This is a genomic window from Streptomyces sp. NPDC046821, from assembly GCF_040645335.1.
Classification (GTDB): Bacteria; Actinomycetota; Actinomycetes; order Streptomycetales; family Streptomycetaceae; genus Streptomyces.
Genome location: NZ_JBEYYB010000004.1, coordinates 172,391 through 188,090 on the forward strand (window position 1 = coordinate 172,391; position 15,700 = coordinate 188,090).

11 protein-coding genes are annotated in these 15,700 nt (G+C 70.6%); 3 read left to right on the forward strand and 8 right to left on the reverse strand.

Features of this window, described 5'->3' with window-relative positions:
- The 4 genes from ABZ893_RS09520 to ABZ893_RS09535 are packed head-to-tail and all read right to left on the reverse strand — an operon-like array spanning position 1 to position 4,053.
- A complete protein-coding gene (locus ABZ893_RS09520; RefSeq protein ID WP_361399438.1) occupies positions 1-795 on the reverse strand; it encodes an alpha/beta fold hydrolase in 795 nt (264 codons plus the stop codon).
- Positions 792-1,589, reverse strand: coding sequence for an aspartate dehydrogenase domain-containing protein (locus ABZ893_RS09525; RefSeq protein WP_361399441.1), 798 nt, complete (start codon positions 1,587-1,589; stop codon positions 792-794). The genes ABZ893_RS09520 and ABZ893_RS09525 overlap by 4 nt, the downstream gene beginning before the upstream one ends.
- The gene (locus tag ABZ893_RS09530; RefSeq protein WP_361399443.1) at positions 1,586-2,530 is read right to left on the reverse strand and encodes a VOC family protein; all 945 of its coding nucleotides are present in this window, start codon (positions 2,528-2,530) and stop codon (positions 1,586-1,588) included. The genes ABZ893_RS09525 and ABZ893_RS09530 overlap by 4 nt, the downstream gene beginning before the upstream one ends.
- Before the next feature lie 35 nt (positions 2,531-2,565).
- Positions 2,566-4,053: an aldehyde dehydrogenase gene (locus ABZ893_RS09535; protein ID WP_361399446.1), complete on the reverse strand. Its 1,488-nt coding sequence runs from the start codon at positions 4,051-4,053 to the stop codon at positions 2,566-2,568.
- 300 nt (positions 4,054-4,353) lie between these two features.
- On the opposite strand from ABZ893_RS09535, the gene ABZ893_RS09540 reads away from it, so the two are divergent.
- Entirely contained in the window at positions 4,354-5,718 is a 1,365-nt protein-coding gene (locus ABZ893_RS09540) for an MFS transporter (RefSeq protein ID WP_361399449.1), read from the forward strand.
- Between the two features lie 171 nt (positions 5,719-5,889).
- Positions 5,890-6,423, forward strand: a complete 534-nt coding sequence (locus tag ABZ893_RS09545) for a MarR family transcriptional regulator (protein WP_361399451.1) — start codon at positions 5,890-5,892, stop codon at positions 6,421-6,423.
- Positions 6,424-6,489: 66 nt separating this feature from the next.
- Here ABZ893_RS09545 and ABZ893_RS09550 read toward each other — a convergent pair whose 3' ends face one another.
- The 4 genes from ABZ893_RS09550 to ABZ893_RS09565 form a co-directional block, all read right to left on the reverse strand.
- Positions 6,490-8,106 (reverse strand): glycerol-3-phosphate dehydrogenase/oxidase, encoded by a 1,617-nt coding sequence (locus ABZ893_RS09550; protein WP_361399453.1) that lies wholly within the window; start codon positions 8,104-8,106, stop codon positions 6,490-6,492.
- A 5-nt stretch (positions 8,107-8,111) separates the two neighbouring features.
- Entirely contained in the window at positions 8,112-9,656 is a 1,545-nt protein-coding gene (glpK, locus tag ABZ893_RS09555; RefSeq protein ID WP_361399456.1) for a glycerol kinase GlpK, read from the reverse strand.
- Between the two features lie 72 nt (positions 9,657-9,728).
- Positions 9,729-10,526: an MIP/aquaporin family protein gene (locus tag ABZ893_RS09560; RefSeq protein WP_361399459.1), complete on the reverse strand. Its 798-nt coding sequence runs from the start codon at positions 10,524-10,526 to the stop codon at positions 9,729-9,731.
- A 524-nt stretch (positions 10,527-11,050) separates the two neighbouring features.
- Positions 11,051-11,815 (reverse strand): IclR family transcriptional regulator, encoded by a 765-nt coding sequence (locus ABZ893_RS09565; protein ID WP_361399462.1) that lies wholly within the window; start codon positions 11,813-11,815, stop codon positions 11,051-11,053.
- Between the two features lie 276 nt (positions 11,816-12,091).
- Between ABZ893_RS09565 and metH the strand changes: the two genes are divergently transcribed.
- On the forward strand, positions 12,092-15,613 hold the full coding sequence (gene metH, locus ABZ893_RS09570; RefSeq protein ID WP_361399465.1) for a methionine synthase: 3,522 nt from the start codon (positions 12,092-12,094) through the stop codon (positions 15,611-15,613).
- The last annotated feature ends 87 nt before the right edge of the window (positions 15,614-15,700 follow it).

Below are 15,700 nucleotides of genomic sequence, written 5' to 3' on the forward strand. Positions count from 1 at the left end.
CTACTCGGGGATGCGGGCGGTGATGCGGAGGTGGGACAGCACCCAGGCGTTGAAGCGCTCGGGCTGTTCCTGGTTGGCCAGGTGACCGGCGTCCTTGACGATCACGTAGGCGGTCTTGTGGAGGCCACCGGCGATGGCCTGCGAGGCCTCGATCCCGGTGACCTGGTCCTGCTCGCCGCACAGCACGAGGGCGGGCGCGGCGATCGTGGGCAGTTCGTCCGTCAGGTCGGCCGACGCCATGGACTCGGCGGCGTAGCCGTATCCGGGCAGCCGCACGGAGGCGGCCATGGTCTCGACGACGCGCTGCACGAGCTCCTCGGGCGCCGCGGCGGAGACGAGCCGGGGCCCGCGCTGCTCGGCGAAGGCGCGCGGTCCGGCCTCGGCGAGGTCGGTGGCGCGTGCCCTCATGCCCTTGGCCTTCGCGGGGTCCGTGCCGGAGCCGGTGCTGGAGTCGGCGACGATCAGCGACTCCACGAGGTCCGGGTGCCGGGCCGCGAGCCGCAGCGCGATCACGCCGCCCCACGACACCCCGAGGACGTGGGCGCTGCCGCCCCGCTCACGGATGAGCGCGGCCGCCGCGTCCGCGAACCCGTCCAGGTCCAACGGACCTTCCGGGTCGGGGGACTTGGCGTAACCGGGCGCGTCCCAGGCCACGACCCGCGCGTACGCGGACAGCGCCGCGAGCTGCGGTGCGAACGCCGCCGACGACGAACCGATGCCGTGCAGGCACAGCAGCAGCGGACCGTGGTCCCCGGCCTCCTCCACATGCACGGCCGCGACGGAGGCGGCGGTCACAGGATCTGTCCCGTCCGGCCGGCGATGGCGGCCAGGCTGCGCAGCACCGCGTAGGGCACGACCTGGCTGGTCGCCGGGTTGCCCGGGTCGGGCAGGTGCGCGACGTCGAAGCGGTACGCGCCGTGCGCGCCGGACGCCTCGATGACGTGCCGGGTGTGGGCGGCGCCGGGGTCGGCGACGACCCGGACCCGCACAGCGTCCAGGTCACCGACGGCGAGGGCGACCGAGGCGGCCACGTTCGTCGACTTGGGGAACTTCACGGGGACGTCGCGGGCGGTGCCGGACATGACCTCGACGGGGCCGGTCGCGGTCCGCAGACGGGTCAGCAACTCCTCGTCCATCCACGGCTGTTCGAGGGTGGAAGGCAGCTTGGTGGTGGTCAGGCGCACCTCGTCGAGGGGGCCGAAGGAGCGCACGGCCTGGAGGAGGTCGAGGCCGCCGACGGCGCCGCCGGTGAAGTAGACCCGGCCGGGACCGGCCGCGAGCAGGCGCTTGGAGAGGTCGTCGTCGGTGAGCGCGCCGGTCGACGCGACAAGGAGGTCGGTGCCCGAGGTGAGGACCCGCTCGCCCCATTCGCGGACGACGCCCTGGCCGGCCGCCTCGACGATCAGGTCGCAGCGCTCCAGGGCCTCTTCGAAGGTGGCCTGCGGGGCGGGCGCCGTGTCACCGAGCGGGCGGTTGTCGATGATGCAGGTCAGCTCGGCGCCGGGCACCCGGCCCTCGGCGAGGGCGGTGCCGACGACGCGGCCGATCGCGCCCCAGCCGACGAGGCCCACCTTGCGGATCGTGCTCATGCGGAGACCTCCAGGGAAGGGGAAGAGAGCGGACCGGGATCGGGCGAGCCGGCCATGTGACAGCGGATCTCCTTCGACGGCGGACCCGCCGTGCCCCACAGGTCGGACAGCTCGGGCACGCGCCGCCACACCTTGGCGATCCACGCGTCCTCGACGATCTGCGCGACCTCGGACGTGTACTCGCACACGAGGCCGGACGGGTCGGTGAAGTAGGAGAAGGTGTTGTTGCCGGGCCCGTGCCGGCCGGGCCCCCACTGCGGGGCGATGCCGTGGTGCTTGAGCCGGCCGAGCCCGCGCATGAAGTGGTCGACCGAACTCATCTCGTAGGCCACGTGGTTGAGGGAGGTCCACTCGGCCTGGTTGAACGCGATGCAGTGGTGGTCGGAGTTGCAGCGCAGGAACGCCATCTGGTGCTCGGACCAGTCGGAGACCCGCAGGCCGAGCACGTCGCAGTAGAACGTGACGGCGGAGTCGATGTCGATGGTGTTCAGGACGGCGTGCGTGACACCGACCGGGACGGCGGCGTCACGGCCGCGCGGGGTGACCGCCTCGACCAGCGCGCTGATCTCGACGAGCCGGTTCTCCGGGTCGGTGAAGCGCAGGCCGTAGCCGCCGCCGACCTGGTCGAGCGGGCCGGGGCCGAACATGGGCTTGATCCCGCGGGCCTCCAGGCGCCGGGCGGCCTCGTCGACCTCGGCCGGGGTGGCCACGGCGAAGGCGAGCCGGCCGAGGCCGGTGCGCTCCGCGTGCGTGAGGTGCAGGACGTGGTGCTCCTCGCCGGTGCCGCGCAGCCATGCCGCGGCGCCGCGCTCCGCCTCGACGGTCTTCAGGCCCCAGACCTCCTCGTAGAAGTCGGCGGCCTCGGTGAAGGCGGGGGTGAGCAGTTCGACGTAGCGCAGGGAGCGCAGCCGGGCGACGGGTCCTGGCGTGGGGTGGGGCATGAGTGTCTCCAGACGAGGGGGACGAGGGTGCGCGGTCAGTTGGCCCAGGGGAGGGGCGCGTCCGAGGTGCCCCAGTACAGGGACTTCTGGCGCTGGTAGGCGCGGATCGCGTCGCGGCCCTTCTCGGTTCCGAGTCCGCTGTCCTTCATCCCGCTGAACGGGGTGGCGGCGCTGAACTGCTTGTACGTGTTGATCCAGACCGTCCCCGCCTCGATCCGGCGGGCCAGGCGCCACGCGGCCCGGTGGTCACGCGTCCAGATGCCGCAGGCCAGCCCGAAGACGGAGTCGTTGGCCTGGCGGACCAGGTCCTCCTCGTCGTCGTAGGGCAGGGCGACCAGGACGGGACCGAAGATCTCCTCCTGGCAGGTCCGCGAGCTGTTGTCGAGACCGTCGAGGACGGTCGGCAGGTAGTACGCGCCGTCCTGGTACCGGTCCCCTTCGGGGGCCTGGCCGCCGCACAGCACCCGGGCGCCCTCGGAGCGGGCCAGGTCGACGTAGGCGGCGACCGAGTCCCGGTGCTTGTGGTGGACCATGGGGCCGACCTGCGTGTCGGCGTCGGTGCCGGGTCCGACTCGCAACTTCCTTACGCGCTCGACGAGTTCACCGACGAAGCTGTCGTAGATCTCGCGGGCGACGAAGAGCCGCGAACCGGCGATGCAGGACTGGCCGGTGGACGAGAAGATCCCGAACATCACGCCGGCCAGGGCCTGTTCGACGTCCGCGTCGGCGCGCACGATCGTCGGCGACTTGCCGCCGAGTTCGAGCGAGGCCGGGATCAGCTTCGAGGCGGCCACCTGGGCGATGGACCGGCCGGTCTCCGTGCCGCCGGTGAAGCCGATGCGGGCGACGAGCGGGTGGTGCACGATGGCGTCGCCGACGACGCGGCCGCTGCCGGGCAGGACCGACAACAGGGCGGTGGGCAGGCCGAGTTCACCGAGCGCGCGGTGGATCACGCGGCCGAGCGCGAGGGACACCAGGGGGGTCCAGGCGGCGGGCTTGAGCAGCACCGCGTTGCCGCCGGCCAGCGCGGGCGCGATCTTCTGCGCGTCGCTGGCGACCGGGGAGTTCCAGGGGTTGATCGCGCCGACGACGCCGATCGGCTCGTACACGCTCATCGTCACGTACGGGCCGCGGGACGGGGTGACGGCTTCCTCGGCCGTCTCCAGGGTCGCGGCGATGTACCGGAACGTGCCGGCCGCGCTCAGCGCGAGGGCCTTCGTCTCGGTGAGGGTCTTGCCGGTGTCGGCGGTCTGCAGGGCGGCCAGCTCGCCGGCCGCCTCCTCCGTCAACTCCGCGATGCGGTAGAGGAGTCGGGCGCGCTGGTGGGGGAGCAGGTCGCGCCACGCGGGGTCGGCGACGGCTTCCGCGGCGGCCCGCGCGGCCTCGTCGACCTCTTCGGCGGACGCGGAGTGCACGGTGGCGATGACCTGTCCGGTCGCCGGGTCGACGGTCTCGACGGGCTCGCCCGCACCGCGTCGCCACTGGCCCGCGATCAGGATGTCGGTGCAGATGTCGTGAGGCACGAGCGGGACCTCCGGGGGGTCTACGGCCTACGGGCGAGGGGGGGAGTGAACGTCTGGAGTGGAACGTCCAGCGCGGCGGTGCCTAATCGCTGAAGTGCTAGAAATCTAAGGGCTTAAATATTTCCCCGCAAGACCCCTAGGCGAAATCTTTGCCTGAGGGCCTCCGAGCCCGGTTGTGGGCGGGTGACGGTGGGGTCACGCTGTAAGTGTCTAAGCCATTAACCATTGACCACTTAGATAAGTCCTCCTAGTGTCTGCGCAACTCCTCTGTTCGCGTCGCCGCGAAAGGACCCCCCCCTCATGACGACTGTGGCCGGCAAGCCAGGCCTCGGCTCCATAGCCGCCCGGCTCGAACGACTTCCACAATCCCGATGGCACGTGAAGGTCAGATTCCTGATCGGTGCCGTGACGTTCTTCGAAGCGTTCGACCAGCTCCTCTCCGCCTCGGCGCTCCCCGTCCTCATCAAGGACTGGCACCTGAGCACGGCCCAGGCGACCTTCGCCATCACCACCGGCTCCGTGGGAATGCTCCTCGGCGCCCTCGTCGCCGGCTGGCTGGGCGACCGCGTCGGCCGCGTGCGCACCGTGGCCCTCGGCGTCGCCGTCACAGCGCTCGGCAGCCTCGCGGTGGCCTTCTCGAGCAACATCGAGATGTTCTCGCTCTTCCGCTTCGTGCAGGGCCTCGGCATCGGCGGCGTCGTCCCCGTGGCGGCCACGTACATCAACGAGATCGCCCGCTCCGACAAGCGCGGCCGGTTCGTCCTGATCTACGAGATGATCTTCCCGCTCGGCCTCGCCGCGGCCACCCTCGTCGCCGTCTGGGTGGTGCCCACCTTCGGCTGGCGCGCCATGTTCGTGATCGGCGCCCTGCCCGTCCTGCTCGCCGTCGCCCTGCCCAAGAAGGTCGTCGAGTCGCCCCGCTGGCTGCTCGCCCAGGGCCGCCGCGAAGAGGCCGAACAGGTCATCGCCAAGATCGAGGCCGAGGTCGCGGCCTCGACCGGCGCGGAGCTGCCGGAGCCCGTCGAGGGCCGCGGCGACGACACCGCCAAGGGCAGCCTGCGGGACCTGTTCAAGGGCAAGTACCTGCGCCGCACGACCGTGCTCTCCGGCCTCTGGTTCGTGGCGTACTACGTCAACCACGGCATCTCCACCTGGCTGCCGTCGCTGTACGTCAAGCACTTCGGTCTCGACCTGACCACCGCGCTCGTGTACACGCTGCTCAGCAACGTGACGGGTCTCCTCGGCACCCTCTGCGTCGCGCTCGTCATCGACCGCATCGGCCGCCGCCCCGCCCTCGTGGCCGCACTCGCCGGCAGCGCGCTCACCCTCGGCATCCTCGCCGTGGTCGGCGTGACGTCCGGCAGCCAGGTCGCGCTCTTCGCCTCCGGCACGACGTTCTTCGTCTACGCGATCAACGCCGGCCTGTACCTGTACTCGCCCGAGCTGTACCCGACGTGCAACCGCGCCAAGGGCGCCGCGTTCGGCGGCCTGTGGAACCGCCTCGGCGTCATCCTCGGCCCGATCACCGTCGGCGCGATCCTCGGCGCTGGAGGCAGCCTGACCGTCGTCTTCGCCCAGCTCGGCGCAGTCGCCCTGGTGGGTGCCGTCATAGCGCTCTTCGCCGTGGAGACCAAGGGGAAGACCCTGGAGGAGCTCAACGCCTGAACCGCGACACTTCAGGACACCCCGGCGCGAGCCGGGAGTGTCCTGCGCCGGTTCTCTCGCAGGGGGGTGCGAGAGACCCGGCGAGCGATCGTTTGAGGGGTAGCATTTTCAGGGGTTCGGGACATCGCGTCCACCCGGCAACGGTCCAGGGGAAGTCGAGGGGAAACGGGGATGGCGGAACGGAAGGCGGCGCGGCGGGATGCCGTGGCGCAGGTGATCGACGACTGGGCGCGCGAGCGGCCCGAGCTGGACACGGCACCGCTCGATGTCCTCGCCCGGCTGCACCGCTCGTTCCTGCGGTACAACACCAAGCTCATCGCGTCGATAGAGCAGCACGGGCTCTCCGTCGCAGGCTTCGACGTGCTGACCGCGCTGCGCCGCTCCGGCGCCCCGTACCGCCTGACCGCAGGGCAGCTCGCCGACCAGGGGCTCGTCTCGTCGGCCGGGGTCACGCTGCGCATAGACCGTCTGGAGAAGGACGGCCTGATCGTCAGGGAGCGCGACGCCGACGACCGCAGGGTCGTGTACTCGCGCCTCACGGACGAGGGCCTCGCCAAGGTCGACGAGGTGTTCGCCGAGCACCTCGACAACGAACGCCGGATGCTCGGCGACCTCTCCCCGTCGGAACGCCGCCAGCTCGCGCGGCTGCTGCGCAAGCTGGAGGACTCCATCCTGGGGTCCGACGTGGCCGACGAAGTGGTCTGAGTCTGTAAGTGTAAAGGCTGAGGGGCGGTTCCCATCCGGGAGCCGCCCCTCAGCCATGTGCCGGTCCTACTTCTCGTCGAGCATGTCCTGCACCCTCGCCCGCACGTCGTCCGTGGCAAGGCCCCGGATCGTCAGCGTGGTGCGGCGGCGCAGCACGTCGTCCGGGGTCTCGGCCCACTCGTGGTCGCGGGCGTAGGCGACCTGCGCCCAGATCTCCGGCGCGTCCGGGTGTACGCGCTCGCCCAGTTCGGGGTTCTCGGCGGCCGTCCGCGCGATGTCGAAGGCCAGCGAGCCGTAGTGCGTGGCCAGGTGCTTCGCCGTGTCGGCAGCCATGCGCGGGCCCGGTGCCGGGCCGTCGGCCAGGAGGCGGTGCGCCACGGCGCGCGGGTCGGCGACACCGGGCAGCGGTATGCGCTTCGGCAGCTCACCGACCGGCACGAAGTCCTCGTCGGAGGTGCCGAGCGGACGGCCCGGCAGCGACTCCAGCTTCCTCATGACCGTACGGCCGATGTGCCGGAACGTCGTCCACTTGCCGCCCGCGACGGACAGCATCCCGCCCCGGCCCTCGGTCACGACCGTCTCGCGCTTTGCCTTCGACGTGTCACCGGGCCCGCCCGGCAGCACCCGCAGACCCGCGAACGCGTACGTGATCAGCTCCCGCTTCAGCTGCTGGTCCCGTACGGAGAAGGCCGCCTCGTCCAGGATCTGGGCGGTGTCCTTCTCGGTGACCGAGACATCGCGCGGGTCGCCCTCGTACTCCTCGTCCGTCGTGCCGAGGAGCAGCATGTCCTCCCAGGGCAGGGCGAACGTGATGCGGTACTTGTCGATCGGCGTCGCGAGCGCGGCCTTCCACGGTGACGTGCGCTTGAGGACGAGGTGCGCGCCCTTGGAGAGGCGTATGGAAGGGGCCGCGTTCGGGTCCTCCATGGTGCGCAGGTGGTCGACCCACGGGCCGGTCGCGTTCAGTACGAGCCGGGCGTTCACCCCGAACTCGTCGCCGCTCGTGCGGTCCTTCAGGTCCGCGCCGGTGACGCGGCCCCGGGTGAAGCGCAGGCCCGTGACCTCGGCGTGGTTGAGGACGACGGCGCCGGACGCGACGGCCGCGCGGACCGTCATCAGGGCCATGCGCGCGTCGTTCATCTGGTCGTCGCCGTACACGGCCACGGCCTTCAGATTCTCCGTCCGCAGCTCGGGCACGTCCTGCTGCGCCTTCGCGGGGGAGAGCAGATGCCCGACCCCGTCGCCGAACGCCGACAGCGCGCTGTACGCGAACACGCCCGCGCCCAGCTTCGCGGCGCCGTGCGGGCCGCCCTTGTACACGGGCAGGTAGAACGTGAGCGGGTTGGCGAGATGCGGCGCCACCTGGCGCGACACCGCACGCCGCTCGAAGTGGTTCTCCGCCACCAGCTTCACCGCGCCGGTCTGCAGATAGCGCAGACCGCCGTGGAGCAGCTTCGAGGAGGCGGACGAGGTGGCGCCGGCGAAGTCACCGGCGTCCACCAGGGCCACCCGCAGTCCCGACTGCGCGGCGTGCCAGGCGGTGGAGATGCCCAGGATGCCGCCGCCGATCACCAGGAGGTCGTACGTCGCCGTGGACAGCTGTTCCCGGGTCTCGGCGCGGCCCGCACGGGAACCGGCGGCCGGACGCGTCCCGGTGGCCGGGACGCTCTGCAGGGTGGTCATTTCTTCTACTCCTCGCCACTTTCGTCGAGCCAGCCCATGGAGCGTTCGACGGCCTTGAGCCAGCTCTTGTACTCACGTTCGCGGGTCTCCGCGTCCATGCGGGGGGTCCACTCCGCGGCCCGGCGCCAGTTCGCGCGCAGCTCGTCGGTCGAGGACCAGAAGCCGACGGCGAGACCGGCGGCGTAGGCGGCGCCGAGACAGGTCGTCTCGGCGACCATCGGGCGCACCACGGGCGCGTCCAGGAAGTCCGAGAGGGTCTGCATCAGCAGGTTGTTCGAGGTCATGCCGCCGTCGACCTTGAGGGCGCTCAGCTCGACACCGGAGTCCTTCGTCATGGCGTCGGTGATCTCGCGGGTCTGCCAGGCGGTGGCCTCCAGGACGGCACGCGCGAGGTGCGCCTTCGTGACGTACCGGGTCAGGCCGGCGATCACACCGCGGGCGTCGGAGCGCCAGTACGGGGCGAACAGACCGGAGAAGGCCGGCACGAAGTAGGCGCCGCCGTTGTCCTCGACCGACGACGCGAGCGTCTCGATCTCGGCGGCGGAGTTGATCAGGCCCATCTGGTCCCGCATCCACTGCACCAGCGAACCGGTGACGGCGATCGAGCCCTCAAGGGCGTAGACCGGCTTCTCCTCACCGATCCGGTAGCCGACCGTGGTCAGCAGGCCCGAGTAGGAGTTGATGGCCTTGTCGCCGGTGTTCATCAGCATGAAGGTGCCGGTGCCGTACGTGGACTTGGCCTCGCCCTCCGCGAAGCAGGTCTGGCCGAACAGGGCCGCCTGCTGGTCGCCGAGCGCGGACGCCACCGGGATACCGCCGAGGAGGTCGCCGAGCTTGCCGCCGGTGACCTCGCCGTAGACCTCGGCGGAGGAGCGGATCTCGGGCAGGATCTCCATCGGGACGCCGATGGACGAACAGATGCGCGCGTCCCACTCCATGGTGTGCAGGTTCATCAGCATGGTGCGCGAGGCGTTGGTGACGTCGGTGACGTGGTGGCCGCCGTCGACCCCGCCCGTCAGGTTCCAGATGACCCAGGTGTCCATCGTGCCGAAGAGGATGTCGCCCGCCTCGGCGCGCTCCTTGAGGCCCTCGACGTTGTCGAGCAGCCAGCGCGCCTTGGGGCCGGCGAAGTAGGAGGCCAGCGGCAGACCGGTCTCGCGGCGGAAACGGTCCTGCCCGACGTTGCGCCCGAGCTCCTTGCACAGGGCGTCGGTGCGGGTGTCCTGCCAGACGATGGCGTTGTGGACGGGCTCACCGGTGTTCTTGTCCCAGAGCAGCGTCGTCTCGCGCTGGTTGGTGATGCCGATGGCCTTGATGTCGTCGCGGGTGATGCCGGCCTTGGTGATGGCCCCGGCGACCACTTCCTGGACGTTGGTCCAGATCTCGTTCGCGTCGTGCTCGACCCAGCCCGGCTTCGGGAAGATCTGCTCGTGCTCCTTCTGGTCGACGGAGACGATCCGGCCGTCCTTGTCGAAGACGATGCAGCGGCTGGAGGTGGTGCCCTGGTCGATCGCGGCGATGAAGGGGCCCGCGGTGTGTGCGTCGGTCACGGTGTGCTCCTGGAAGTTCTCGGTACGGCTCGGTGGGTCCTGCGAGACGGTCCTGCGGAGGGTTCTACACGCCTACTTGAAGGCGAGGTTGTAGAGACCGCCCGCTATGGCGCCGCCGATCAGCGGACCGACGACCGGGATCCACGCGTACGACCAGTCGGAGCCGCCCTTGTTCGGCAGCGGCAGGAGCGAGTGCACGATGCGCGGGCCGAGGTCGCGGACCGGGTTGATGGCGTAGCCCGTGGGGCCGCCGAGCGAGAGGCCGATGCCGACCACGACGAACGCCGTGACCATGGCGCCGAGGACGCCCAGGCCGTTGCCGTTGTCGTTCAGACCCTCCGTGAGGATGGCGAGGACGAGCACGACCGTGGCGATGATCTCGGTGGCCAGGTTCTGCACGGTGTTGCGGATCTCCGGGCCGGTCGAGAAGACGCCGAGCACGGGGCCGGCCTTCGGCGAGGCCTTCGGGTCGACGAGCCCTTCCTCGCCGTCCGACGCGTGGGCCTTGAGCACCTCGGGGTCGGTCAGGTGGGCCTGGAACTGTCCGTAGTACGTCAGCCAGACCAGGACGGCGCCGATCAGCGCGCCCAGGAGCTCCGAGCCCAGGTAGAGCGGGACGTCGCTCCACTTCGTGCCGCCCTCGATGGCGAGACCCAGGGTGACCGCCGGGTTCAGGTGGGCGCCGGACACACCTCCCGCGAGGTAGGCGCCGGTCAGGACCGCGAAGCCCCATCCGAGGGTGATCGCCACCCAGCCGGCGTTGTGCGCCTTCGAGCGCTTCAGCGTGACGGCGGCACACACGCCACCGCCCAGCAGTACGAGTACGGCGGTACCGAAGGTCTCGCCGATGAAGATGTCGGAGCTGGTCACCCGCGACTCCTTGTCCTTCGTCCAGGGGAACAGGCCAGAAAAAGGCGAACCCCGGCTTCCACTCCGGTGGTCCGCGCCCTCCGGGGAGGGCGGTCTCGGCCCCGGCCCGTCACACTCTAACGGCTATTGCCGGTAGGTGTTCGACAATGCCGACCGATGGACGCGAGTCTCGCTCTGGGGTTACTCGCTAGTCAAGGGCTCGTTGTCGAAAACACGATCGGTATTGAGATCGGTATTGAGGTCGGTATTGATCGGTCCGGACCATCACTGCTGGTGGTGGGGGAGGTGGCCGGACCGCATGTCCCGTCGATCGTGTCGCGGGCGGGGGTGGGGTGCACGTCGGCGGGGTCCGGCGGGGGCGGGCGGGTCTGGCGTGGGCGGGTCTGCCGGGGCGGGACGCCTGCCGGACCGGGCCTGTCGGGCGGGGGCTTCCGGGCGGGGCCTGCCAGGCGGGGGCTTCCGGGCCGGGCAACAAAAAAGGGGCCCCGCCTCCCGGCAGGGCCCGTACAGGGTGACGCTATGACTCAGAAGCGGCCGGCCCCCAGGTCCCTGGACACCGCGCGGGCGCAGTCCCGCACCGCCGCGATCAGCTCCGGCCGCAGCTCCCCGTTCGCGCACACGCGCTCCACGGCGCCGGTGATGCCGACCGCGCCGACGGGCATCCGCCGCCGGTCGTGGATCGGGGCCGCGACGGAGGCGACGCCCTCCCAGGTCTCCTCGACATCGGCCGCGTACCCGCGCGCCCTGGTCAGATCGAGGAGCTGCTCGAAGTCGTCGAGGGCGCTCACCGTGCGCCCCGTGAACGCCTTGCGCTCGGCCTCGACGACCTCGCTGTGCGCCACCGGGTCGTACGCCGACAGGACCTTGCCGAGCGCCGTGGAGTGCAGCGGCTGCATCGCCCCGACCTCCAGGACCTGACGGCTGTCGTCCGGCCGGAACACGTGGTGCACGATCAGCACGCCCTGCTGGTGCAGGACGCCGAGGTAGACGCTCTCGCCGCTGGAGCGCGCCAGGTCGTCCGTCCACACCAGCGCGCGCGCCCGCAGCTCGTGCACGTCGAGATAGCTGTTGCCGAGGCGCAGCAGCTCCGCGCCCAGCTGGTAGCGGCCCGACGCGGCGTCCTGCTCGACGAAGCCCTCGTGCTGGAGCGTGCGCAGAATGCCGTGCGCCGTGCCCTTGGCGAGGCCCAGCGCGGAGGCGATGTCCGAGAGGCCGAGCCGGCGCTCACCGCCCGCGAGGAGCCGCAGCATCGCGGCGGCCCGCTCGAGTGACTGGATGTTCCGTGCCATCCCAGCCCTTTCTCCCTGAATCCTCTCGCCGAGCGATGTTCGGCAATGCTGAACACTATCGGCCGTTACCGACCCCGTGCGAATACGCGAGGAGCCTATATTTCAGCCGGTTTCCGTCCGAGTTCCGGATCGGTATACCACCGCGGCCCGCCATTCGGGTGTTCCGGCCAGTGGACGCCCCGGCGGGAAAAAGACCGGCCCGGCTACCCTGACCGGGTGCGCCTCCTGACATGGAGCCGCAAAGCCGACAGCCGTCGCACCCCAGGGAGCACTTTCATGGCCTCGTTGCCAACCCCCGTCCCGTCCACCGACCCCGCCGGCCGTGAGCGAGCCGACGCCCTCCGTGAGGCCCTGGCCACCCGCGTGGTCGTGGCCGACGGCGCGATGGGCACGATGCTCCAGGCCCAGGACCCGACCCTCGACGACTTCGAGCAGCTCGAGGGCTGCAACGAGATCCTGAACGTCACCCGCCCCGACATCGTGCGCTCCGTCCACGAGGAGTACTTCGCCGTCGGCGTGGACTGCGTCGAGACGAACACGTTCGGCGCGAACTTCGCGGCCCTGGGGGAGTACGACATCCCCGAGCGCGTCTTCGAGCTCTCCGAGGCCGGCGCGCGCATCGCCCGCGAGGTCGCCGACGAGTTCACCGCGAGCACCGGTCAGCAGCGCTGGGTCCTCGGCTCGATGGGCCCCGGCACCAAGCTGCCCACCCTCGGCCACGCCGCGTACACGACCCTGCGGGACGCCTACCAGCAGAACGCCGAGGGCATGATCGCGGGCGGCGCCGACGCGCTGCTCGTCGAGACGACCCAGGACCTGCTCCAGACCAAGGCCTCGATCATCGGCGCCCGCCGCGCCCTCGACGCCACCGGCGCGAACCTCCCGCTGATCTGCTCGGTCACGGTCGAGACCACCGGCACGATGCTCCTCGGCTCCGAGATCGGCGCGGCCCTGACCGCCCTGGAGCCTCTCGGCATCGACATGATCGGCCTGAACTGCGCCACGGGCCCGGCCGAGATGAGCGAGCACCTGCGCTACCTCGCCCGCCACTCCCGCATCCCGCTGTCGTGTATGCCGAACGCGGGCCTCCCCGTCCTCGGCAAGAACGGCGCGCACTACCCGCTGACCGCCCCCGAGCTGGCCGACGCCCAGGAGACCTTCGTCCGCGAGTACGGGCTCTCGCTCGTCGGCGGCTGCTGCGGCACCACGCCCGAGCACCTGCGCCAGGTCGTCGAGCGCGTCCGCGGCCTGACGCCCACCGTCCGCGAGCCGCGCCCCGAGCCGGGCGCCGCCTCGCTCTACCAGACGGTCCCGTTCCGCCAGGACATCTCGTACATGGCGATCGGCGAGCGTACGAACGCCAACGGTTCCAAGAAGTTCCGCGAGGCCATGCTCGAAGGCCGCTGGGACGACTGCGTCGAGATGGCCCGCGACCAGATCCGCGAGGGCGCGCACATGCTCGACCTCTGCGTCGACTACGTGGGCCGTGACGGCGTCGCCGACATGGAGGAGCTGGCGGGCCGCTTCGCCACCGCCTCCACCCTGCCGATCGTCCTCGACTCCACCGAGGTCGACGTCCTGCGCGCCGGCCTCGAGAAGCTCGGCGGCCGCGCGGTCATCAACTCCGTCAACTACGAGGACGGCGACGGCCCCGAGTCCCGCTTCGCGAAGGTCACCCGCCTCGCGCAGGAGCACGGCGCCGCCCTGATCGCGCTGACCATCGACGAGGAGGGCCAGGCCCGCACCCCCGAGCACAAGGTCGCGATCGCCGAACGCCTCATCGAGGACCTGACCGGCAACTGGGGCATCCACGAGTCGGACATCCTCATCGACACCCTGACCTTCACCATCTGCACCGGCCAGGAGGAGTCCCGCAAGGACGGCATCGCCACCATCGAGGCGATCCGCGAGCTGAAGCGCCGTCACCCGGACGTCCAGACCACGCTGGGCCTGTCCAACATCTCCTTCGGCCTCAACCCGGCTGCGCGCATCCTCCTCAACTCGGTCTTCCTCGACGAGTGCGTGAAGGCGGGCCTCGACTCGGCGATCGTGCACGCGTCGAAGATCCTCCCGATCGCCCGGTTCAGCGAGGAGGAGGTGCAGACGGCGCTCGACCTGATCCACGACCGCCGCGCCGAGGGCTACGACCCGCTGCAGAAGCTCATGGCGCTCTTCGAGGGCGCCACCGCCAAGTCCCTCAAGGCCGGCAAGGCCGAGGAGCTGGCCGCGCTGCCGCTGGAGGAGCGCCTCAAGCGCCGCATCATCGACGGCGAGAAGAACGGCCTGGAGGCCGACCTCGACGAGGCGCTCCAGACGCGGCCCGCCCTCGACATCGTCAACGAGACGCTGCTCGACGGCATGAAGGTCGTCGGCGAGCTCTTCGGCTCCGGCCAGATGCAGCTGCCGTTCGTGCTCCAGTCCGCCGAGGTCATGAAGAACGCGGTGGCCTACCTGGAGCCGCACATGGAGAAGTCCGACACCGAGGGCAAGGGCACCATCGTCCTCGCGACCGTGCGCGGCGACGTCCACGACATCGGCAAGAACCTCGTCGACATCATCCTGTCGAACAACGGCTACAACGTCGTCAACCTCGGCATCAAGCAGCCCGTCTCCGCGATCCTGGAAGCCGCCGAGGAGCACAAGGCCGACGTCATCGGCATGTCCGGACTCCTCGTCAAGTCCACGGTGATCATGAAGGAGAACCTGGAGGAGCTCAACCAGCGCAAGATGGCCGCCGACTACCCGGTCATCCTCGGCGGCGCCGCGCTGACCCGGGCCTACGTCGAGCAGGACCTCCACGAGATCTACGAGGGCGAAGTCCGTTACGCGCGCGACGCGTTCGAGGGCCTGCGCCTCATGGACGCCCTCGTCGCCGTCAAGCGCGGCGTCCCCGGCGCCACGCTGCCCGAGCTCAAGCAGCGCCGCGTGAGGGCGAGCACGATCCAGGTCGACGAGCAGCCCGACGAGGGCCCCGCGCGCTCCGACACGGCCACCGACAACCCGGTCCCCGAGCCGCCGTTCTGGGGCACCCGCGTCATCAAGGGCATCCAGCTCAAGGAGTACGCGTCCTGGCTCGACGAGGGCGCCCTGTTCAAGGGCCAGTGGGGCCTCAAGCAGAACCGCGCCGGTGACGGGCCCACGTACGAGGAGCTGGTGGAGACCGAGGGCCGTCCGCGGCTGCGCGGCTGGCTCGACGACCTGCACACCAAGAACATGCTCGAAGCGGCCGTCGTCTACGGCTACTTCCCGTGCGTGTCCAAGGGCGAGGACCTGATCATCCTCGACGACGAGGGCAACGAGCGCACCCGCTTCACGTTCCCGCGCCAGCGCCGCGGCCGCCGTCTGTGTCTCGCGGACTTCTTCCGTCCCGAGGAGTCGGGCGAGACCGACGTCGTCGGCCTCCAGGTCGTCACCGTCGGCTCCCGGATCGGCGAGGAGACCGCCAAGCTCTTCGAGGCGAACGCGTACCGCGACTACCTCGAACTGCACGGCCTGTCCGTCCAGTTGGCGGAAGCGCTCGCCGAGTACTGGCACGCGCGCGTCCGTTCGGAGCTGGGCTTCTCCGGCGAGGACCCCGCCGAGATGGAGGACATGTTCGCGCTCAAGTACCGCGGCGCCCGCTTCTCCCTCGGCTACGGCGCCTGCCCCGACCTGGAGGACCGCGCCAAGATCGCGGAACTCCTGGATCCGGAGCGCATCGGCGTCCACCTGTCCGAGGAGTTCCAGCTCCACCCCGAGCAGTCCACCGACGCGATCGTCATCCACCACCCCGAGGCGAAGTACTTCAACGCGCGGTAAACGCACGGTAGGCGCACGGAGACGCGTCGTAGCGGGCAACGGTGTGGGGCCAAACAGCCCCACGTCGCCCCGTCATCACGCGTGTGA